Origin of the sequence: Sinorhizobium saheli (assembly GCF_001651875.1) — a bacterium.
Lineage (GTDB): Bacteria > Pseudomonadota > Alphaproteobacteria > Rhizobiales > Rhizobiaceae > Sinorhizobium > Sinorhizobium saheli.
This window is the reverse complement of the sequence record NZ_LNQB01000081.1, coordinates 25,721-43,511: the sequence shown is the minus strand read 5'-3', so window position 1 is coordinate 43,511 and position 17,791 is coordinate 25,721. Positions and strand designations below refer to the sequence as shown.

General features: G+C 64.8%; 23 protein-coding genes. All 23 read right to left on the bottom strand.

The window, feature by feature from the left end:
- Positions 1 to 4: 4 nt before the first annotated feature.
- The 23 genes from trbJ to ATB98_RS18730 all read right to left on the bottom strand — a co-directional run bounded on the left by trbJ (position 5) and on the right by ATB98_RS18730 (position 17,612).
- Positions 5 to 769, bottom strand: coding sequence for a P-type conjugative transfer protein TrbJ (trbJ, locus tag ATB98_RS18830; RefSeq protein WP_066876200.1), 765 nt, complete (start codon positions 767 to 769; stop codon positions 5 to 7).
- The gene (gene trbE, locus ATB98_RS18825; protein ID WP_066876198.1) at positions 766 to 3,222 is read right to left on the bottom strand and encodes a conjugal transfer protein TrbE; all 2,457 of its coding nucleotides are present in this window, start codon (positions 3,220 to 3,222) and stop codon (positions 766 to 768) included. Before trbE ends, trbJ begins: the two co-directional genes overlap by 4 nt.
- An 11-nt stretch (positions 3,223 to 3,233) precedes the next feature.
- A complete protein-coding gene (locus tag ATB98_RS18820) occupies positions 3,234 to 3,515 on the bottom strand; it encodes a VirB3 family type IV secretion system protein (RefSeq protein WP_066876196.1) in 282 nt (93 codons plus the stop codon).
- Entirely contained in the window at positions 3,515 to 3,847 is a 333-nt protein-coding gene (locus ATB98_RS18815; RefSeq protein ID WP_066876194.1) for a TrbC/VirB2 family protein, read from the bottom strand. The genes ATB98_RS18820 and ATB98_RS18815 overlap by 1 nt, the downstream gene beginning before the upstream one ends.
- Positions 3,844 to 4,824: a P-type conjugative transfer ATPase TrbB gene (trbB, locus tag ATB98_RS18810; RefSeq protein ID WP_066876192.1), complete on the bottom strand. Its 981-nt coding sequence runs from the start codon at positions 4,822 to 4,824 to the stop codon at positions 3,844 to 3,846. The genes ATB98_RS18815 and trbB overlap by 4 nt, the downstream gene beginning before the upstream one ends.
- A 190-nt stretch (positions 4,825 to 5,014) precedes the next feature.
- The gene (locus tag ATB98_RS18805; RefSeq protein ID WP_066876190.1) at positions 5,015 to 5,443 is read right to left on the bottom strand and encodes a CopG family transcriptional regulator; all 429 of its coding nucleotides are present in this window, start codon (positions 5,441 to 5,443) and stop codon (positions 5,015 to 5,017) included.
- Positions 5,444 to 5,448: 5 nt separating this feature from the next.
- Positions 5,449 to 7,434 carry a conjugal transfer protein TraG gene (locus ATB98_RS18800; protein ID WP_066876188.1) on the bottom strand — a complete coding sequence of 662 codons (1,986 nt, stop codon included), beginning with the start codon at positions 7,432 to 7,434 and terminating at the stop codon, positions 5,449 to 5,451.
- A 24-nt stretch (positions 7,435 to 7,458) separates the two neighbouring features.
- Positions 7,459 to 9,198, bottom strand: a complete 1,740-nt coding sequence (locus tag ATB98_RS18795) for a relaxase/mobilization nuclease domain-containing protein (protein WP_066876186.1) — start codon at positions 9,196 to 9,198, stop codon at positions 7,459 to 7,461.
- A 243-nt stretch (positions 9,199 to 9,441) separates the two neighbouring features.
- Positions 9,442 to 10,209 carry a lytic transglycosylase domain-containing protein gene (locus ATB98_RS18790; RefSeq protein ID WP_066876184.1) on the bottom strand — a complete coding sequence of 256 codons (768 nt, stop codon included), beginning with the start codon at positions 10,207 to 10,209 and terminating at the stop codon, positions 9,442 to 9,444.
- Positions 10,210 to 10,545 carry a DUF736 domain-containing protein gene (locus ATB98_RS18785; protein ID WP_066876368.1) on the bottom strand — a complete coding sequence of 112 codons (336 nt, stop codon included), beginning with the start codon at positions 10,543 to 10,545 and terminating at the stop codon, positions 10,210 to 10,212.
- A gap of 44 nt (positions 10,546 to 10,589) precedes the next feature.
- Positions 10,590 to 11,135: a S26 family signal peptidase gene (locus tag ATB98_RS18780; protein WP_066876182.1), complete on the bottom strand. Its 546-nt coding sequence runs from the start codon at positions 11,133 to 11,135 to the stop codon at positions 10,590 to 10,592.
- A complete protein-coding gene (locus tag ATB98_RS18775) occupies positions 11,132 to 11,650 on the bottom strand; it encodes a DUF2840 domain-containing protein (RefSeq protein WP_066876180.1) in 519 nt (172 codons plus the stop codon). Before ATB98_RS18775 ends, ATB98_RS18780 begins: the two co-directional genes overlap by 4 nt.
- Positions 11,647 to 11,901 carry a hypothetical protein gene (locus ATB98_RS18770; RefSeq protein WP_066876179.1) on the bottom strand — a complete coding sequence of 85 codons (255 nt, stop codon included), beginning with the start codon at positions 11,899 to 11,901 and terminating at the stop codon, positions 11,647 to 11,649. The genes ATB98_RS18775 and ATB98_RS18770 overlap by 4 nt, the downstream gene beginning before the upstream one ends.
- The gene (locus ATB98_RS18765; RefSeq protein WP_066876178.1) at positions 11,898 to 12,656 is read right to left on the bottom strand and encodes a DNA-methyltransferase; all 759 of its coding nucleotides are present in this window, start codon (positions 12,654 to 12,656) and stop codon (positions 11,898 to 11,900) included. The genes ATB98_RS18770 and ATB98_RS18765 overlap by 4 nt, the downstream gene beginning before the upstream one ends.
- Positions 12,653 to 13,306 carry a ParA family partition ATPase gene (parA, locus tag ATB98_RS18760; protein WP_066876176.1) on the bottom strand — a complete coding sequence of 218 codons (654 nt, stop codon included), beginning with the start codon at positions 13,304 to 13,306 and terminating at the stop codon, positions 12,653 to 12,655. Before parA ends, ATB98_RS18765 begins: the two co-directional genes overlap by 4 nt.
- Positions 13,303 to 14,454, bottom strand: coding sequence for a replication initiator protein A (locus ATB98_RS18755; RefSeq protein ID WP_066876174.1), 1,152 nt, complete (start codon positions 14,452 to 14,454; stop codon positions 13,303 to 13,305). Before ATB98_RS18755 ends, parA begins: the two co-directional genes overlap by 4 nt.
- Before the next feature lie 17 nt (positions 14,455 to 14,471).
- Entirely contained in the window at positions 14,472 to 14,753 is a 282-nt protein-coding gene (locus ATB98_RS18750) for a helix-turn-helix transcriptional regulator (protein WP_066876173.1), read from the bottom strand.
- 139 nt (positions 14,754 to 14,892) lie between these two features.
- Positions 14,893 to 15,264 (bottom strand): DUF2285 domain-containing protein, encoded by a 372-nt coding sequence (locus ATB98_RS29550; RefSeq protein ID WP_167354098.1) that lies wholly within the window; start codon positions 15,262 to 15,264, stop codon positions 14,893 to 14,895.
- A 79-nt stretch (positions 15,265 to 15,343) separates the two neighbouring features.
- Complete coding sequence (locus tag ATB98_RS30075; RefSeq protein ID WP_234781945.1) at positions 15,344 to 15,655, bottom strand: transcriptional regulator domain-containing protein; 312 nt, start codon at positions 15,653 to 15,655, stop codon at positions 15,344 to 15,346.
- A 127-nt stretch (positions 15,656 to 15,782) separates the two neighbouring features.
- Entirely contained in the window at positions 15,783 to 16,046 is a 264-nt protein-coding gene (locus tag ATB98_RS18740) for a DNA -binding domain-containing protein (RefSeq protein WP_066876172.1), read from the bottom strand.
- 113 nt (positions 16,047 to 16,159) lie between these two features.
- Entirely contained in the window at positions 16,160 to 16,396 is a 237-nt protein-coding gene (locus tag ATB98_RS18735; protein WP_066876171.1) for a helix-turn-helix domain-containing protein, read from the bottom strand.
- A 187-nt stretch (positions 16,397 to 16,583) separates the two neighbouring features.
- Positions 16,584 to 16,748: a hypothetical protein gene (locus ATB98_RS29545; protein ID WP_167354097.1), complete on the bottom strand. Its 165-nt coding sequence runs from the start codon at positions 16,746 to 16,748 to the stop codon at positions 16,584 to 16,586.
- A gap of 462 nt (positions 16,749 to 17,210) precedes the next feature.
- Complete coding sequence (locus ATB98_RS18730) at positions 17,211 to 17,612, bottom strand: single-stranded DNA-binding protein (RefSeq protein WP_066876166.1); 402 nt, start codon at positions 17,610 to 17,612, stop codon at positions 17,211 to 17,213.
- Between the last annotated feature and the right edge of the window lie 179 nt (positions 17,613 to 17,791).

Here is a 17,791-nt window from a genome sequence, read left to right as displayed (position 1 = left end):
GTCCTCAGTTGCCGTTGAACATCTGCGCGTTGCCCGGCTGGTAGCCCGAACCGGGCGTGAGGAAGCGGCGGCGCTGCTCCCGGCCCTGCTCGGCCGCAGCCGTGCGCTCGGCTTCGGTCAGCGCCCCGGCACGCCCGTTGGCGGCGAGCAAGGCGACCAGATCGGAAAGCTGCTGCGACTGGAGCGCCAGGAGCTGATTGCCGGCCTGAGTCGCCTGAAGCGCACCGGTCGCGCCCTGACTTCGGTTGACCAGTTCGCTCATCTGCGTGCGGTTTGTGTCTATGTTGCCGACGACACCCGCCTGGACGCGCATGGCATCCTGCAAGCCGCCGACCGTGTTCTGCCAGCGCGAGCGGGCATCGGCGACGAGTTGCTGATCGGTGGCCGACATCGAGACGTTGCCATATTGCTGCTGGAACGCCTGATCGATCCGCTGCACATCGAAGGCGATGTTCTGCGCCTGGGTCAGAAGCTGCTGCGTGCGTTGCACATTCTGCTGAAGCGTCTGGAGCGAGGAAAACGGAAGGCTCGCCAAATTCTTCGCCTGGTTCATCAGCATCGTCGCCTCATTCTGAAGCGAGGTGATCTGGTGGTTGATCTGCTCCAGCGTGCGCGCAGCCGTCAGAACGTTCTGCGCGTAGTTGCTGGGATCGAAGACGATCCTCCAGGCATGCGCGGGCGTGGTCACGACCGGCGAAAGCGCCAGCGGCATCGCAAGCATGCTTGCTGCGAGAAGCGCGACCGGTGAACGGACAAAGCGGGGCTTCATGATGCGGTTTCCTTTTCGGTTTCGGGGATCAGGGACGGAAAGGTCGGAATGAGATCGACGGCCCAGCCGGCGCCACGGGCGTTGAGCCAGGCGGCGAGAAAACCTTCGCGGCCATGCTCGGCGACGAGGTCGGCGATCAGCGTTTGGTCGGATTTCGAGGATGCGGCGCACAGCGCGAGGCCGAGCTCGGACAGGCCGAGCTCGAAGAGGCGGTTGCCGCGCCGGGACTGGCAGTAGTAGTCCCGCTTCGGCGTTGCGCGCGCGAGGATCTCGATCTGGCGGTCATTGAGGCCGAAGCGGCGATAGATCGCGGTGATCTGCGGTTCGATGGCCCGCTCATTCGGCAGAAGCAGCCGCGTCGGGCAGCCTTCGATGATCGCCGGGGCGGTATCCGAATTATCGATGTCGGACAGCGACTGCGTGGCGAAGATGACTGAGGCGTTCTTCTTCCTCAACGTCTTCAACCATTCGCGGAGCTGGCTCGCGAAACCTTCGTCGTCCAGCGCGAGCCAACCCTCGTCGATGATCAGAAGCGTCGGTCTGCCGTCCAGCCTGTCGCCGATGCGATGGAACAGGTAGGCCAGCACAGCCGGCGCGGCCCCCGTGCCGACAAGGCCCTCGATCTCGAAAGCCTGCACATCGGCGGAACCCAGGTGCTCGGTTTCGGCATCGAGCAGCCGACCGTAAGGACCGCCCACGCAATAGGGCCGAAGGGCCTGCTTGATGTCGTTGGACTGGAGCAGGACCGCGAGGCCGGTGATGGTGCGTTCCTCGCCGGGCGCGGAGGCCAGCGAGGTCAGCGCCGTCCAGATATGTTCCTTCACATCGGGCGTGATAGTAATGCGTTCGCGCATGAGGATCGCCACGATCCAGTCGGCCGCCCAGGCACGTTCATAGGTGTCGTGGATGCGGGCCAGCGGCTGAAGCGAAACGGAAGCGTCGGAGCCTTCGGTCAGTCCTCCGCCCAGATCGTGCCAGTCGCCGCCCATGGCGAGCGCGGACGCCCTAATGCTTCCCCCGAAGTCGAACGCAAACACCTGGGCACCGGAGTAGCGGCGGAACTGAAGCGCCATGAACGCCAGCAGCACCGATTTGCCCGCGCCGGTCGGACCGACGACGAGCGTGTGGCCGACGTCGCCGACATGGATACTGAGCCGGAACGGGGTCGAGCCTTCGGTCTTGCCGTAAAGCAAGGGGGGCGCATCGAAGTGCTCGTCCCGTTCCGGCCCCGCCCACACGGCAGAGAGGGGGATCATGTGGGCAAGGTTGAGCGTCGAGATCGGCGGCTGACGGACATTCGCGTAAGCGTGGCCGGGCAAGCTCCCGAGCCAGGCATCGACTGCGTTCACCGTCTCGATCATGGCCGTGAAGTCACGGCCCTGGATCACCTTCTCGACGAGGCGTAGCTTCTCGTCGGCAAGGCGTGGATCCTCGTCCCAGACCGTGATGGTCGCGGTGACATAGGCCATGCCGGCGACGTCAGCGCCGAGTTCCTGCAGGGCGAGATCGGCGTCGGCAGCCTTGTTCGCCGCATCGGTGTCCACGAGCACGGATTGCTCGTTGGTCATCACCTCCTTGAGGATGGCCGCAATGGATTTCCGCTTCGCGAACCACTGACGCCTGATCTTGGTCAGTAGCTTCGTCGCGTCCGTCTTGTCGATCAGGATCGCGCGGGTGCTCCAGCGATAGGGAAAGGCCAGCCGATTGAGCTCGTCCAGCAACCCCGGCGTCGTCGCGGTTGGAAACCCGACGATGGTGAGGACGCGCAGATGCGTCGGCCCAAGGCGCGGCTCAAGCCCGCCCGTCAGCGGCTGATCGGCGAGCAGCGCGTCGAGATACACAGGCGTCTCGGGAACACGGACGCGATGTCGTTTGGTGGAAACCGTAGAATGCAGATAGGTCAGCGTCTCGCCGTCATCGAGCCAGATGCATTCCGGCATGAATCCATCGAGCAGCGCCAGCACGCGATCGGTGCGATCGGTGAAGGCGCGCAGCACCTCATGCGGATCGATGCCTGTACGTTCGCGGCCTTCGTACAGCCAGGATTCGGTACGCGCCGCCTCTTCTGCGGGCGGCAGATAGAGGAAGCTCAGGAAATAGCCCGACACGAAATGCGCGCCGGCCTCTTCGAAATCGCCTTTGCGCTCGGCGTCGACCAGACCGGAAGCTGGATCGGGAAACGTGCTGTCGGGATAGGTCGCGGCTTCGGAGCGCTGCGCCTCGACAAAGATGCTCCAGCCGGAGCCAAGCCGGCGGAAGGCGTTGTTGATGCGGCCTGTGACGGCAACCAGCTCGGCCGCGACGGCGGAGTCCAGGTCAGGCCCGCGAAACCGCGCCGTGCGCTGGAACGAGCCATCCTTGTTCAGCACGACGCCGGGGGCGACCAGCGCGACCCAGGGCAGATAGTCGGCAAGCCGGGTAGCGGAACGACGATATTCGGCGAGATTCATCATGGCCGCGCTCCTCAAACCGAAAGATGGCCGGGGATGCGCAGGTGCCTGCGACCGACCTCTACGAAGAGCGGATCACGGCGGGCCGCCCAGACTGCCACGAAATGACCGATGGCCCAGATGGCGAGGCCGACCAGCCAGAGGCGCAGGCCGAGGCCAACGGCCCCGGCGAGCGTCCCGTTCATGATGGCGATGGAGCGCGGAGCGCCGCCGAGCAAAATATGCTCGGTCAGCGCGCGATGGACCGGGACCGTGAAGCCCGGCACCGCATCCAGTTGCTCGAACGCGGTCGCCATCAAACGAGCGCCCCGCCGCCGAACGAGAAGAATGACAGGAAGAAACTCGACGCGGCGAAAGCGATCGACAGACCGAAGACGATCTGGATCAGGCGCCGGAATCCGCCCGATGTATCGCCGAAGGCGAGCGCTAGGCCGGTCGCGATGATGATGATCACTGCGACGATCTTGGCGACAGGTCCCTCGATCGACTGGAGGATCTGCTGAAGCGGCTGCTCCCAAGGCATGGACGAGCCGGACGCATAGGCGGCCGGGGCGAGCATCATGCTGAGGGAAAGGGTCACGACGGCGGTCGCAATGGTGCGGCGGCCGCGCGAAATCGTACGGATCATAGGCTTTCTCCTGGGTTCGATATGGCTGGGGTGATGAGGTAGTCGCCGTCCGGGCCGAGCCCTTCGACGCGGACGAGTTCGGTGAGCCGGCGCGCGGAGCCGCGGCCGGAGAGGACGGCAACGAGGTTGATGGTCTCGGCAATGAGGGCGCGCGGGACCGTTACGACGGCTTCCTGGATGAGTTGCTCAAGCCGGCGCAGCGCTCCGATGCCGGTTCCGGCGTGGATGGTGCCGATCCCACCGGGATGGCCTGTGCCCCAGGCTTTCAGAAGATCGAGGGCTTCTGATCCGCGGACCTCGCCGATCGGGATGCGGTCGGGACGCAGGCGCAGCGACGAGCGCACAAGTTCGGAGAGTGTCGCCACGCCGTCCTTCGTACGCATGGAGACGAGGTTGGGGGCGGCGCATTGCAGCTCCCGGGTGTCCTCGATGATGACGACGCGATCGGCGCCCTTCGCCACTTCGGCCAGCAGCGCGTTGGTCAAGGTGGTCTTGCCGGTAGAGGTGCCGCCCGCGACGAGGATGTTGGCGCGGGACGTGACAGACGCGCGCAAAGTCGCAGCCTGATCGCCGGTCATGATCGCGGAAGCCACATAGTCGTCGAGCGTGAACAGGGCGACCGCGGGTTTGCGGATGGCGAATGCGGGCGATGAAACGACGGGAGGCAGCAAGCCCTCGAACCGCTCGCCGGTTTCGGGCAGTTCGGCCGAGACGCGAGGCGATCGGGCGTGAACCTCTGCGCCGACATGATGGGCGACAAGACGGACGATGCGTTCGCCGTCGGCGGACGACATTATCTCGCCGGTATCGGCCAGTCCTTCGGAGAGGCGATCCACCCAGATGCGGCCATCGGGATTGAGCATGACCTCGATCACGGCCGGGTCTTCCAGAAAGCGGGCGACGGCCGGGCCGAGCGCGGTGCGCAACATGCGTGCGCCGCGCCGGAATGCTTCCTGTCTCTGGTGAGTGGATGCCATGTCGTCCCCCTTTCCCGTGGGGACGCGACAGATGATCCCCGGATCGGGGATGATTAAAAGAGCCCTGAATCAGGCCGATTCAACAAGTTTCGGTCGTAGTAGTAGCGTAGCGTGCAAAGACAGGAGAACGGCGGTGCGGCTCTGTTCTTGAACTTGTCGAAGCCACACCCAGATGCCGCGCGCGAGGTAGTCAGCCGTCTGATTCGGACACATCCTCCGAAATCTCCTGACGCAGTTTCGGTCCCTGCGCGAGACGCCGGCCAAGCGCAGTTATAAATGCTTCGTAGCGTTCGCTGGATTTGGCGCGAGCCGCCTGCGCCGCCGGCTCGGGCAAGGCCGGCGTCGTGGTGATCCAGAAGCGGATGAACACCGCCAGGGTCTCGACGGCGATGCCGACGTCCCGCTCGAGCCGGGTCATGCGACGGTCGAGCTGGTCGAGGCGCTTTGCGATGATCGCCTCGCGGCGCTCGGCATCGTCCGGCGAGAGGAACGAGGCGATGGCCGCTTCGGCAATCATCGACTGCGACTGGTCGCGACGAGCGGCGAAATCCGCCAGCGTCTTCTCGACGTCGGGGTCGAGATAGACCGTGGTCTTGATCTTCTTCCGGCGACTGGTCATGGTGGCTACAGCTCCATGCCGTCATTCGGGTCGAGCGAGACCTGCCGGGCGATGCTCTGCATCTGGCGAAGCATTCGCCGATTGCGCACAGCTTCCTCTTCAATGTCGTCCGGCGGCTCTATCTCGAACTCGTTCTCGATCGGCGCTTTCTTCTTCACCGGATTCACGCGATGGAGTTCGTGCTGCAGCCGGCGTTCGGATTGCGTCGGGTCCTCATCCTCGGGCGGTCCTTCCGATCGCATTTCGCCCGCCTCCGGCCGCGCCGGGATCGGCAGGCTGCTCCAGTCGTCGGCATGCGGTTTGTCGGGACTGGTCAAGGCGGGAGGTGTCAGCACCCGCTCCTTGAGACGTGCATCTTCATAATAGCGTGCCTTCTTGGCCCGGATCGGCGGGATGCCTGCCACCATGACGATCTCATCGGCGGGGGGAAGCTGCATGATCTCGCCTGGTGTAAGGAGTTGGCGAGCCGTCTCCGAGCGCGACACCATGAGATGGCCGAGCCAGGGCGACAGCCGATGCCCGGCGTAGTTCTTCATGGCTTTCATCTCGGTCGCAGTCCCGAGCGCGTCGCTCACCCTCTTCGCGGTGCGCTCGTCATTCGTCGCGAAGCTCACGCGCACATGGCAATTGTCGAGAATCGAGTTGTTCGGCCCGTAGGCTTTCTCGATCTGGTTCAGCGATTGCGCGATCAGGAAGGATTTCAGGCCATAGCCGGCCATGAAGGCCAATGCTGTCTCGAAGAAGTCGAGGCGGCCGAGTGCGGGAAACTCGTCGAGCATGAGCAGGAGTCTATGGCGACCGGTCTTGGCCTGGAGTTCTTCGGTGAGGCGCCGGCCGATCTGGTTGAGCAGCAGGCGGATCAGCGGCTTGGTCCGGTTGATGTCGCTGGGCGGCACCACGAGGTAGAGCGTGGCCGGTCGCTCGCCGCCGACAATGTCGCGGATCCGCCAGTCGCAGCGGCGCGTGACCTCGGCGACCACCGGATCGCGATAGAGGCCGAGAAACGACATGGCGGTCGAGAGAACGCCCGAACGCTCGTTGTCCGATTTGTTGAGGAGCTCGCGCGCCGCGCTGGCGACGACAGGGTGCGGTCCGGAGCCGCCGAGATGCGCCGTCTTCATCATGGCGCGCAGCGTCGATTCCACCGGGCGCTTGGGATCGGAGAGGAAATTCGCCACGCCAGCAAGCGTCTTTTCTTTTTCAGCATAGAGAACATGCAGGATCGCGCCGACGAGGAGCGAATGGGAGGTTTTTTCCCAATGGTTCCTTTTGTCGAGAGACCCTTCGGGATCGACCAGGATGTCGGCGATGTTCTGGACGTCGCGCACCTCCCACTCCCCGCGCCGCACCTCGAGCAGTGGATTGTAGGCCGATGAGTTCGGGTTAGTCGGATCGAACAAAAGCACGCGCCCATGGCGCGACCGGAAGCCCGCGGTGATCTGCCAGTTCTCGCCCTTGATATCGTGGACGATCGCCGAACCCGGCCAGGTCAGGAGCGAGGGCACGACGAGACCGACGCCTTTACCGGATCGCGTCGGCGCAAAGCACAGCACATGTTCTGGCCCGTCATGGCGCAGATATTCGCGCTCGTATCGGCCGAGTACCACGCCGTCGGGATCAAGCAGACCGGCAGCCACGATCTCAGGCTTCTCTGCCCAGCGCGCCGAACCATAGGTGGCGACGTTCTTCTGTTCACGCGCCCGCCAGACCGACATGCCGATGGCAACCGCGATGGCGATGAATCCGCCCGACGCCGCGATCATCCCGCCCGTCGCGAATATGCCCGGCGCATAGGCGTCGTAGAAGTACCACCACCACATGATGGCGGCCGGAAAATAGACCGGCACGCCGAATAGCCTGAACCACGGCTCGCCGAGCTGCGCCTGATAGCCAAGGCTCCACGCGACATACTGCGTCGAGCCCCAGGTGGTGGCGAGGACGATCAGGAAAACGATCGCGATCGGTCCCCAGAGAATCTTGGTGCCTGACATGGAGAGGTTCCTTTCTGACGAGTGTTAGAGGCCGAGCCCCCGCTTGCGGCCGAAGTCCCAATCGACGCCGCCATCGTCGCGGGCGATGCCGAAGACGTGGCGGCCGATCTGTTTTTCGAGAGAGGGCGACCAGGGGACGAGCTGAAAGCCAAGGCCGTCGTCGATCATGGCGAAGCGGCCGGAGGTGAGCGTGAAGCGCTGCCGGTACGCGCCGGCGACATATTCGCCGTTGCCGGCGCGGTTGAACGGCAGACCGGTCTCGGCGGCGAGCTTCTGCCCGAGCGCGCTGACCTCGCGATCCCGCAGCGTGTTGAGCAGCCGGCGGGCAAAAACGACGCGCCCGCCCTGCCGCTCCGCGAGGCCCTCACCGATCAGGTGGTCGGCACGTTGCTCAAGCGCCTGCTGAACCTCGGCGCCGTACCCGCCCTCCGAGAGTGCGATCGGTTCGCGGGCGATAGATTGGCGATCGAGCCAGGTCGCACCGGCGGCGTTCACCTGGTGCTGGATGTCGAGATCGGAACGGACAGCGAGCGCGACACGGCGCTGGCCTTCCGCATCCTCCCACGCGCGCAGCTCGACGATCGAACCGGGCGGGCTGTCGCCGGCGGCGTCGAGATGCGGCAGCTTGATGTGATGAGTGCGCCCGTCGACGCCGTCGACGACGGCATAGGCCGTGCCCTTCAGCTCGTCGTCGAGGCCGCGATCGACCAAGCGCCCAATGACGGGCACGTCGAGGCTGTCGCCGGCGAGCACATAGCTCGCGGAACCGCGCTCGATGCCGCGTTCGGTCAAGGCACGATGCATACGCTTGATGATGTCGCCGCGCTCGCCGAGCTCGCGCAGGACGGTCTCGGCCTCGGGCTTGATGAACCATTGCGAATGACCAACCTGACCGGCGACGCCAAGAACTTCCAGAGTCCGCAACCGGCCGACCTTGAGCGCGTGGAATTCGTCGGGCTGGCGGTCGGCATGCGGCGCGAGATCGATGATGCCCGACTTGCCCGCATCACGCACAAGCTGCCGGTCGAGCTGCGTCCAGCGCTCGGCTTCGACCTGCCGTTCGAGATTGCGGGTGATGTCGAAGTCGGTCCGCTGTCCGAGTTCCTGCGTGACGAAGTCGGCCGCGCGGGCGCGCATCCCCTCCTTGATGTAGTCACGCGAGATGACGAGGTCCTGGCCGTCGTCGGTGCGGCCACGCAGGATGACATGGATGTGAGGATTGTCGGTGTTCCAGTGATCGACGGCCACCCAATCGAGCTTCGTGCCCAGATCCTTTTCCATCTGGCCCATCAGTTCGCGGGTATAGGATTTGAGGTCGGCCATGTCCGGCGCGTCCTCTGGCGAGACGATGAAGCGGAAATGATGCCGGTCCGGCTCGCAGCGCTCAGCGAAGGCGCGAACATCCATGTCGTCCTTCTCGGGGCCGAACATGCGTGCCTTCTCCCCGTCCCGGGTCACGCCGTCACGGCGCAGATAGTTGAGGTGGGCACCGAGCGGTGCGTGACGCGCGGCGTGACGAACGACGCGGGTCTTGATGACGACGATGCGCGAGCGCCCGGTCAGCAGGCGGTTGGCCTGGATGCTGGCGCGCTGGCCGCGCCCGAACCGTGACCGTTTGCCAGACGAGATCTTGCCGGATCGCGAGACGCGGCCGCCGGCCTTCTGCGCGGCGGCGAGCGCCTGGGCGATGAAAGGGCGAGCCTGCTGTGCACGGGTGGAGCGGATACGCCCCGGACGGATGCGGAACTCGCGGTCATCGGCCATTGCAAGAACCCGCACCGTGAAAAACAGGAAGGAAAATCAAGAAGATGAGCGCGCAGCGCACGGTGCGCGTGAGCGCTGCACGGTGCGGGACGCGCCAAAAACATGAACAAAAACAACCGACCGACCGAAGCGCACAGTGCGCCTTTTTATCTGGCCATCGTCCGGTTGTTGCGCCTGCCCCTAGCCTCGGCGCTCTCCACGACACGCCAGAGCACGATGGGATGCGAATTGCCGCTGCGCCGCTCATGGCCGGTCTCCAGCGGCGGCGCGGGCGACGAACAGCTTCTGCGGCTGCGCGGCGGTCAGCGTCTCTCGCGTCACCGGGACGGGTGAACGAGCATCGTCCGGCGAGCGATCCGCAGACGTGGGATTGGTGGCGAATGCGCCTTCATCGCGCCCGACGAAGATCGCCGCCTCGCGCCAGTCGAGCGGCCGGGCGATCGCCGAACCGCTCTTCGAAGGGCGCTCGCCACGCAAAACGGGCGTAAGAGAGGTGACGTAGGCGCGCGTCTCGGCCGGCAGCAGTCTGCCCTTCGAACGATGTTCGTCGTAGCGCGCCGGGCCCGCGTTATAAGCGGCGAGCGTGGCGGCAACGTCGCCATAGCGATCCCACATCTCGCGCAGGTATGCCGTCCCAGCGAGGATGTTGTCGCGCGGATCGTAGGGGTTGCGGCCGAGGCCGTAACGAACGCGAAGCTCGCCCCAGGTGTCGGGCATGACCTGCATCAATCCCATTGCGCCTGCCGAGGACACGGCGCGCACATCGCCCGCGCTCTCGACGCGCATCACGGCCACGATCCATGCAGCCGGAATGCCGAAACGGCGCGATGCTTCAGTGATGGGCGCCGCATGCGGATGAGCTGCTGGTGCGCGCCACGGAGGCGAATCCTGCGCGAGAGCAGTGGGCATTGCGACTGCGGTGAGCATCAGGCCGGAAAGAAGAAAGAGGAGCGTTGAGCGCCGGACGGCGGAAGAGCCTCCGGCGCGGGCGCGGTGTCGGACCGTCGCCATTCAGCCCTCCTGCCGCTTTTTGGAAGGCAGGTTGGTGTTCAGCACCCAGGCCGCACCGTCGTCACTCGCGCGGAAGAGATTGGCGCGATACGTACCGCCAAGCAGTGGGCTGTAGACCGTGATCGAGACGAACTCGCCGGCACGTTCGCCGACATGTTGCCACCCCGCGCCGTTGTCAAGGCCCTCTTCATCGCCGAGCCGGACACGGTATTTCGGGGCGTTCTCGGCGTCCGAAGGTTCGGCGGGAACGAGCGTGATCTGCTCGCGGATACCGAGCGTCCGAAATTCGCCTTCGAATCCCGTCTGCGTGCGGCTGAAGTGTCCAATCTGGGCCATCATCGTGGTCTCCTGTGGTGCGGTGCGTTGCAAACGGCACGCGCTCACCGCGTCGGCGCACGCCAGACGAAGCGGCCGTCGCCGTCCTCGTCGGTGAAGAGCGGGGTCGCCTGGCCGATCACCGCCTCTGCGGGGAACGGACCGAAGTAGCGGCCGTCGAGGCTGTCGGCGGCTTCGAGGTTCATGAGGAAGAGTTCGCCATCGGCGATCACGCGGCAGCCCTGCCAGACCGGCAGGTCGCGGCCCCGGCTGTCGCGCTCACGCGCCTCGCCGAGCGGGACATTGTCGACCGTGATGGCGCGGCCGGCGCGGCAAAGGCGCTGTCCCGGCAGGCCGATGACGTGCTTGAGGATCGGCACGTCGCGGCCGACATAGCCGCGCCCCACCATGAAGGAGGCGAAGGGCTCGGGCGGCATGACAGCGACGAGATCAGGCACTTCGACCCGCTCGGCCGGCGCTACGGTGTAGAAGCCGATCGGCGCACTCGCCGTTGCGTTCCAGATGAGCTTCAGAGGCAACGGCGTGACGCTGGCGACGGCGACGCCGAGCACGGCGACGGACGTCGCCGCGAGGGTGCCGAGCCGCGTCACTGCCCGATCTCCCGGCGCCGGAGCCATGCCTGATGGCGCTCGGCCGTGTACGGGCGTGGCGCCTCGCCGGCATTCATCCAGTGCGCGACGTGCCGCCAGTGATCCGGATCGGCGTCGGCGGGATCGATGCCGAGGGCCTCGATGCCGTCGACCTGGCGAAGCACATCCTCGACCTTGGGCCAGCTTTCGACCTTCAGCAGGATTTCGCCGCCGGGACGCACGAATGGCAGCGTCTGGAACGGCTCGCCACGGTCGATGGCGCGCACGATGTCGAGACGCGAGATGATCGTTCCGTAATCATTCGCAGCCCAGCGGACGAAGCAGAAGATCGTCCCGGGCGCGAAGCCGACCACTCTGTGACGGCGATCGAGTTTCTGCTCGTAGCTTTCGCGGCCGAACCTGATCCAGTTCTCGATGCGCTTCTCGATCCAGGTGAGTTCGACGAGCGTGGTGAAAGCGGCGGGACCGTCCGGCAACGGACGGCCGCCGATGCGGAGCGCCGCATTGCCGGTCATGGTTTGTCTCCTTGGGTGTCGGGGAATTCGCGCGCGAGCAGCTCGCGCAGCATGTCGGCGACGGTGACGCCGCGCCCGAATGCCGCGATCTTGATCCGCCCGCGAAGCTCAGGCGTGATGTCGATCGTCAGGCGGGCGGAATAGGCGGCGGCATCAGTGCCGTGTGCCAGCGGTCTGTCTCCAGCCTTGATCCAGCCATCGGGATCGGCGGGGCGCGTTGCGAAGCTGCGCTTTTCGGTGCGGTCCGTCATGACAGATCTCCGTCATTGAACGGAAGCACGGATGTGATGCGTGCGTTGGCGCGTTCGGCCATGTCTGGGTCGATCTCGCAGCCGATATAGCGCCGGCCGGAAAGCCGGCAGGCTTCGCCGGCAGAGCCAGAGCCGGCAAACCAGTCGCCAACCAAGCCGCCTTCCGGGCAACTGGTGCGGATCAGGATTTCGAGGAGCGCCGACGGCTTTTCGGTCGGGTGGATCGAGCGGCCGTGGCAGTTTCGCACGTAGATGACAGAGCGCATGAGGCGCGCACCGCCGTCTTGGCTGACGTAATGGCCGGCATCGATCCGCCAGGTATGGGGAGGACGCTGCTTGCGCCGCACCGTGCGGGCTGTCGCATCGGGCGTGGTCTGGACGTCGTTATAGATTTCACGCCACGGCGTCTCGGCCGGGTAGAACTGGACGGCCAGCTCATGCACCCGCTTGAAGCGGTCGGCATGGAAGCCAGTGCCGTTCTGCTTTTCCCAGATTACTTCCTGGGCGATTTGAAATCCCGCGTCCGCGAAGCGATCGGCGGTCGCCATAAAGCAACGCAGCGACCCGAACACCCACAGAGAGCCGGTCGGCTTGAGGGCGGCCCGCGCGAGCGGAAGCCAGCCCCCGACGCGACGGTCCCAGGCGAGCGAGGTGTCGCCGTAAGGCGGATCGGCGAGGATCATGTTGAACGGGCCGCGCGCCGGCATGAGCTCACGGCAATCGCCGGCCAGCACGATCTCGGAAAACACCGTCATGATGCGGCCCTCCCGATGCGAAGGCGCTCGATCTCTGTCGCCAGAGCCGCGATCTCGCGCGCGGCTGGCGAACGGCGGTCGATGTCCGAAGCGAGCCGCCCGGTCTGCGCGGCATCGGCGAAGACGACGCGCTGGCCGACGGCGCTGGCGAGCATCGGAGGATCATGCTCGGCAAGCGTTTCCGCCGTCTCGCGGGCAATGACGGTGCGCGCGCCGCAGCGGTTGAGCGCAAAGCGGGCAACGAGCTCCGGCCGGTAGATGCGCGCCTCCGCAAGGAGCGCCAGCATCTCAGCAGAGGCCCAGCCGTCGAGCGGGGACGGCTGCACAGGGATCAGCACGAGGTCGGCGGCGAGCAGCGCGGAGCGCATGAGCCCGGCGACACGCGGCGGGCCGTCGATGACGACGTGGTCGACGTCGCGAGCGAGTTCGGGGGCCTCTCGATGCAGCGTGTCGCGCGCCAGGCCGACGACGCCGAACAGGCGCGGCAGGCCCTCGCGCGAGCGTTGCTGCGACCAGTCGAGCGCCGATCCTTGTGGATCCGCGTCGATCAGGGCGACGCGCTTTCCCCGCATCGCAAGCTCGCCGGCGAGATGCAGGGCGAGCGTCGTCTTTCCGACGCCGCCTTTCTGATTAAGGAGCGCAATGATCATCGGCGTCCTCCCGACCGGTCGTCGAGAGGACGTCTGGGCGCTTGCGCGCCGTCCTGCGCCGTTCCGGATTTACGGAAAGTCGATCCGTTTCCGCTCTTCTTCGCGGTTACGCTGAGGCTTTCTGTGGTCTCGCGGATGAGCTTTTGCACATCGCGCGCGCGCTCTTCAAAGTTAGATTCTCGGTTAGACTCTAAGTTAAGAGCGCAATTTTCGCTTTTATCGCCGGGGGTTAAGCTCGGTTTGCGTTCCCGATAGCACGATACCGGCGTTCCTGATGGCACGATATTCGGCGTTCCCGATAGCATGAGGCCGTCCACAGGTTTTCCACAGGGCGCGAAGGCGAGCAGCATCCGGCCGCCGACCTCCATTTCAATGAACAGCGTGTAGCCGGGCAATGGCTGACGGCGGATGATGTCGCGCAGCTCGAAAACGAAGCGCCGGAAGGGCGCGAGGCTGCCGGATTTCTGGTGGAGGTGGCGGAAATCAAAACGCCAGCCGTCACGCTGGCGGCCACCGTGCTTGCGCACCAGCCGATAAAGCCAGCGGTCGAGACCGCCCGTCAGCTCGAAATAGGCGCGGTCGATCGTCAGCACGAGCGCGTCATCGAGGACGGCCTGGTAGAACCAGTCGGGAAGGATCATCTCGATGCCGTCCGGCCGGCCGTTGCGATCCGTCCGTTCCTTCCATTCGTTGATCCACGAGAAGCGATGGCGCCGTCCCTCGGCGGGCTGGCGGATGGTCGTGGCGACGGTCGTGCTCTGGAGCCGGTCAAGCGCAGCTTTCAGGCGCTGATAGTCCCGGAGCGACGTGCCGCGATCGATGAATTTGAGGATCTCGTAGGGAGTCGCGGCCATGAAGCGCGACGTGCGAAGGCCCGCATCGCGCGCCTCGACGATCTGGCTTGCCGCCCAGATCAGGATGTCGGCATCCCAGATCGTGGCCATGCCATGATCGGGAACGGCCTCGACCCGGATCGTCACATTCCCGGCGGAAAAGTCGATCGGCGCGACACGGTGGGTCTTGGAGAGGGAGAAGAAGGGATAGGCCATGAGATCCTGCGCGTCTCTTGGCGCGAAGTCGGCGCCGGGGAGCGCATGGAACAGATCGAGCTGCCCGCGCTCCGAGGAAGGCCGATGCCGCGCTGCCATTCGGGAAGCCGCCCACGTCAGCGCGCGTAACGGCCCGGCTGCGGCGCGGCGGGGAGCGTCTGGCGCTTCGCCGGCCGCACCTGACCGCGCGGATCGGAGGTTGAGGTGACAGCGCCGCGCTCGGCCCACGCTTCGAGGTCGTCGACGGCATAGACGACGCGGCCACCGAGCTTTCGGTATGACGGGCCGGTCCCATAGGTCCGGTGCTTCTCAAGGGTGCGGGGCGAGAGGCTGAGGAATTCCGCGGCTTCCTTGGTGCGCAGGTAGCGCGGCGGCAAAACGGCAAGATCGGGTCGCATGGATCGGGCCTCCGTGGGGTTGCTGGCGGCCGCTGCGGTTCAGCGGCGGATGGCGACCACGGTGGCGGAGAGAAGCCGTCAGGGGGGATGGGGAATTTGGAGGCGCTAAAATCCCCACCCCATGCTGGATCGGAAACTGCTAGGAGCGGCGGCGGCGGCGTAGCAGCTGGAGATATCCCCCATCGACCATCGTAAAGCCGCCCTCAACGAGGCCAATGACGGCGTCTCGCAAGGAGGACGTTTTCCAGGGCTCGGACGCGACCCGCGACCGTCCGTAAATTGCGATGGCAATGTCACGGTAGGTCGCGCCGGCTGAGCGGGCATCAAAGACGCGCAGCATCTGGCGCGTGCGCCGCCGACGCTGCGGCGTCAGGCGATTGTCGGTCGGGACGCGTTGGCCAGTCAGCATGGCCGAAAAGCGGATTAGCGCGTGAAGCCGATCCGGTGTGTCGTCATCGAGGATGATGATGGCGACCAGAATGCCGCCGGAATCGGAATCGATCCGGGTCACCTCGAGACGTTCTTCATTGACGCTGAGCCGCAGGCACCCGTCGCTAGAGCTATGGACCGCGTGTGCTCGGATGAATTCTTCAGCCGTCCCAGTATCGCTTGAAGCGAACAAGACCCTGTGGAGCAGAATGGCTCCCGGGTCGGCAATCGGGGTCCAGAAGACGGGCTGATCGAGTGCTGTGCGTTGGGGATCTGCAACAAAAGCACAATCCCCATTTCTCAGCGACCTCGCGCGCCTGGTCGCTGTGAAGCTGTCCACGAGCGGAAAGATCGCGATAGGCTTGGCGGTAATCCTGGTTCCGGCGAAGGAATTCCCAGGCAAGTTCGGACGTCGTCAATTGATCAACAAAGTCATAATCGGCATTCGATCGCCAGTCATGGTATTGCGGCATTCCTCCAAACCTCCACGCACGTTACGACTGTGGGTTACGGAGGGGGGACGATCTCAACTCGACGGGCTTTTGGGAACAACGAAGATCGCTTAACGTGATGCAGGTTTTGCATCATGCGCGACGGTGATCAATGAAGACTTGAGCGCATAAGGGCGGCAAAGCCGTGTTCGGCCATCCACTTCGCTCGTGCAAGATGAGCTGCATAGATCCGGCGAGCGCGCTCGGCATCGTGCTTCGGATCGAGGCGAAGTACGACTTCGGCAACCTCCATCCAATCGGCGCCCTCCGCCTCCGCATCGAGAAGACGCAGATAAAGCTTGAGATGCTCACGGTCGTAGGCCGTGAGTTCGGCGTCCGTCGGCGGACAGTCCGCGAGTTTGACCTTGGTCATGCAGTCCTCCCGTTCCGCTTTTGCCCATGTTGTTGGCGGTCGTTAGCGGAATTTTAATGGTATAGTAAAATTTGGGCTCGGGAATATGCGCACGGCTAAGGATCGATTCCGGATTAGCGCTTTTCGCTGACAAGCATCACTCCCACATCAGGGCCGGAGTTGAGGAAGACGATCCCGTTGCCTTCGAAAGCCCGTCGTACCTGATCGCGCGTGCTCTCATACACCTCGAGACCGCTTTCGGATTCGAGGCGCTTGAGCGCGGTCAGTGATACCCGGGCCTTGTCAGCGAGCGTCTCCTGTGTCCAACCGAGCAACGCACGCGCGGCCCGAAATTGTCGGGCGGTGATCATGCATGATCACCTCCCACACAGACCTGCGCACATTCCAAAACTACGGCTATTTTAGTCGCTCTTGGCTTCGAATGCCAGCGGGAACCTCCCGAAAAGGCGCGGATGATGGCACTGGCCCTCATCTGATTCGGTTGCAGCCCGGCGGCTGCAACGCTAGTGCTCGGCGGCGGGACCGAAGCTCTATCCGTCAGGCGAATGGATCGATCTCCCTGATGACGGTATCGTCATCACCGTCATATTCGGCGGCGAGCATCACGCTGAGGGTTCCGTCGCCGGCACGGAAGATGACGATCGAGACCATCAGGGTGGCAGCGAGGCTGAGGGCGTAGGCATGAGCGTCTGCAAGGGACATCTTCCGGCTCCTGTTTGGAGGCGGGGACCATTCCCCGCTCGACAGGCGCCCGAAGTGTTTTGGTCACGGCCGGGGTCATCGCGGAGGCAAGGCCGAGGCGACCGCACGCTCGCGTAGCGGACCCTGCAAGGGTTGACCCTGGAAGGCCGGAATTGAAACCAAGGTTGGGCCTCAAAGAGCGGGGATGGTGCGCGTGGACCGGGGCCGGAAAACCTTCAGCACCCCTACGCTGTAGCTGGTCGATGCTGCCACCCTGATGGTCTCGATCCTCGGCGTGCTTCGGAGATGGAACTTGATGCCCGACGTCGAATATGACTGGATAAGATCAGACGAGATTTGTTCGCCTGAGCCGGACAGGGCTTTAGCCGCTGTCGGACGAGAATGGTGAAAGCACGATGGTCGCGATCGCCGCGAACATGAAAAATCCCGGCGGCTTGCGCCGCCGGGTCTTGGCCATCCCACTCAGAATGGGATGTCGCTATCGTCGGTGAATTGACCATCTTCGTTATCGGTCTGCTTCGCCCGGTTCAGGAAGTCGACCGTCTCGGCGATGATCTCGCAGCCGTAGCGGTCGTTGCCCTGCTGATCGGTCCACTTGGTATAGTGGATGCGGCCGCGGACCAGAACCTTCATGCCTTTCTCGCAATGTTCCTGGATCGTCTTGCCGAGGCCGTTGAAGGCGGTGATGCGGTGCCATTCGGTATCCTGGACCCGATAGCCGTTCTCGTCTCGGACAACCTTGCCTTCCGAATAGCGAGGCCGCGAGGTGGCCAAGGTGAAGTGGGTGATGCGGGTGCCGCCCTGGGTGGTGCGGGTTTCGGGGTCCTGGCCGATGTTACCGGCGAGAATGACGATGTTCTGCATTGTAAGTCTCCGTTGCTCCTCGGAGGGACCATCCCTCCGACGAGACCCGGCCAAGGCCGTCGGGAGACGCCAGCAACTGCCGCCCCGGCGGCAGCTCGCCCTTAAGGCCCGGAGTGGGGCGGGCAGCCGCGCTTGCGCGGCAACACGGTCCGGAGCCGCGGGGGTTGCGGTCGGAAACC

Excerpts from the sequence above, each read along its gene's own strand:
- ATB98_RS18740 (WP_066876172.1), bottom strand. The coding sequence starts at position 16,046 with ATGACCAAGGTCAAACTCGCGGACTGTCCGCCGACGGACGCCGAACTC.
- ATB98_RS18770 (WP_066876179.1), bottom strand. The coding sequence starts at position 11,901 with ATGACGGACCGCACCGAAAAGCGCAGCTTCGCAACGCGCCCCGCCGAT.
- ATB98_RS18765 (WP_066876178.1), bottom strand. The coding sequence starts at position 12,656 with ATGACGGTGTTTTCCGAGATCGTGCTGGCCGGCGATTGCCGTGAGCTC.
- trbB (WP_066876192.1), bottom strand. The coding sequence starts at position 4,824 with ATGGCATCCACTCACCAGAGACAGGAAGCATTCCGGCGCGGCGCACGC.
- ATB98_RS18735 (WP_066876171.1), bottom strand. The coding sequence starts at position 16,396 with ATGATCACCGCCCGACAATTTCGGGCCGCGCGTGCGTTGCTCGGTTGG.
- ATB98_RS30075 (WP_234781945.1), bottom strand. The coding sequence starts at position 15,655 with ATGCCGCAATACCATGACTGGCGATCGAATGCCGATTATGACTTTGTT.
- ATB98_RS29545 (WP_167354097.1), bottom strand. The coding sequence starts at position 16,748 with ATGTCCCTTGCAGACGCTCATGCCTACGCCCTCAGCCTCGCTGCCACC.
- ATB98_RS18820 (WP_066876196.1), bottom strand. The coding sequence starts at position 3,515 with ATGGCGACCGCGTTCGAGCAACTGGATGCGGTGCCGGGCTTCACGGTC.
- ATB98_RS18785 (WP_066876368.1), bottom strand. The coding sequence starts at position 10,545 with ATGGCCCAGATTGGACACTTCAGCCGCACGCAGACGGGATTCGAAGGC.
- ATB98_RS18755 (WP_066876174.1), bottom strand. The coding sequence starts at position 14,454 with ATGGCAGCGCGGCATCGGCCTTCCTCGGAGCGCGGGCAGCTCGATCTG.
- ATB98_RS18730 (WP_066876166.1), bottom strand. The coding sequence starts at position 17,612 with ATGCAGAACATCGTCATTCTCGCCGGTAACATCGGCCAGGACCCCGAA.
- parA (WP_066876176.1), bottom strand. The coding sequence starts at position 13,306 with ATGATCATTGCGCTCCTTAATCAGAAAGGCGGCGTCGGAAAGACGACG.
- ATB98_RS18815 (WP_066876194.1), bottom strand. The coding sequence starts at position 3,847 with ATGATCCGTACGATTTCGCGCGGCCGCCGCACCATTGCGACCGCCGTC.
- ATB98_RS18795 (WP_066876186.1), bottom strand. The coding sequence starts at position 9,198 with ATGGCCGATGACCGCGAGTTCCGCATCCGTCCGGGGCGTATCCGCTCC.
- ATB98_RS18775 (WP_066876180.1), bottom strand. The coding sequence starts at position 11,650 with ATGACCGGCAATGCGGCGCTCCGCATCGGCGGCCGTCCGTTGCCGGAC.
- ATB98_RS18790 (WP_066876184.1), bottom strand. The coding sequence starts at position 10,209 with ATGGCGACGGTCCGACACCGCGCCCGCGCCGGAGGCTCTTCCGCCGTC.
- ATB98_RS18805 (WP_066876190.1), bottom strand. The coding sequence starts at position 5,443 with ATGACCAGTCGCCGGAAGAAGATCAAGACCACGGTCTATCTCGACCCC.
- trbE (WP_066876198.1), bottom strand. The coding sequence starts at position 3,222 with ATGATGAATCTCGCCGAATATCGTCGTTCCGCTACCCGGCTTGCCGAC.
- ATB98_RS18800 (WP_066876188.1), bottom strand. The coding sequence starts at position 7,434 with ATGTCAGGCACCAAGATTCTCTGGGGACCGATCGCGATCGTTTTCCTG.
- ATB98_RS18750 (WP_066876173.1), bottom strand. The coding sequence starts at position 14,753 with ATGCGACCCGATCTTGCCGTTTTGCCGCCGCGCTACCTGCGCACCAAG.
- trbJ (WP_066876200.1), bottom strand. The coding sequence starts at position 769 with ATGAAGCCCCGCTTTGTCCGTTCACCGGTCGCGCTTCTCGCAGCAAGC.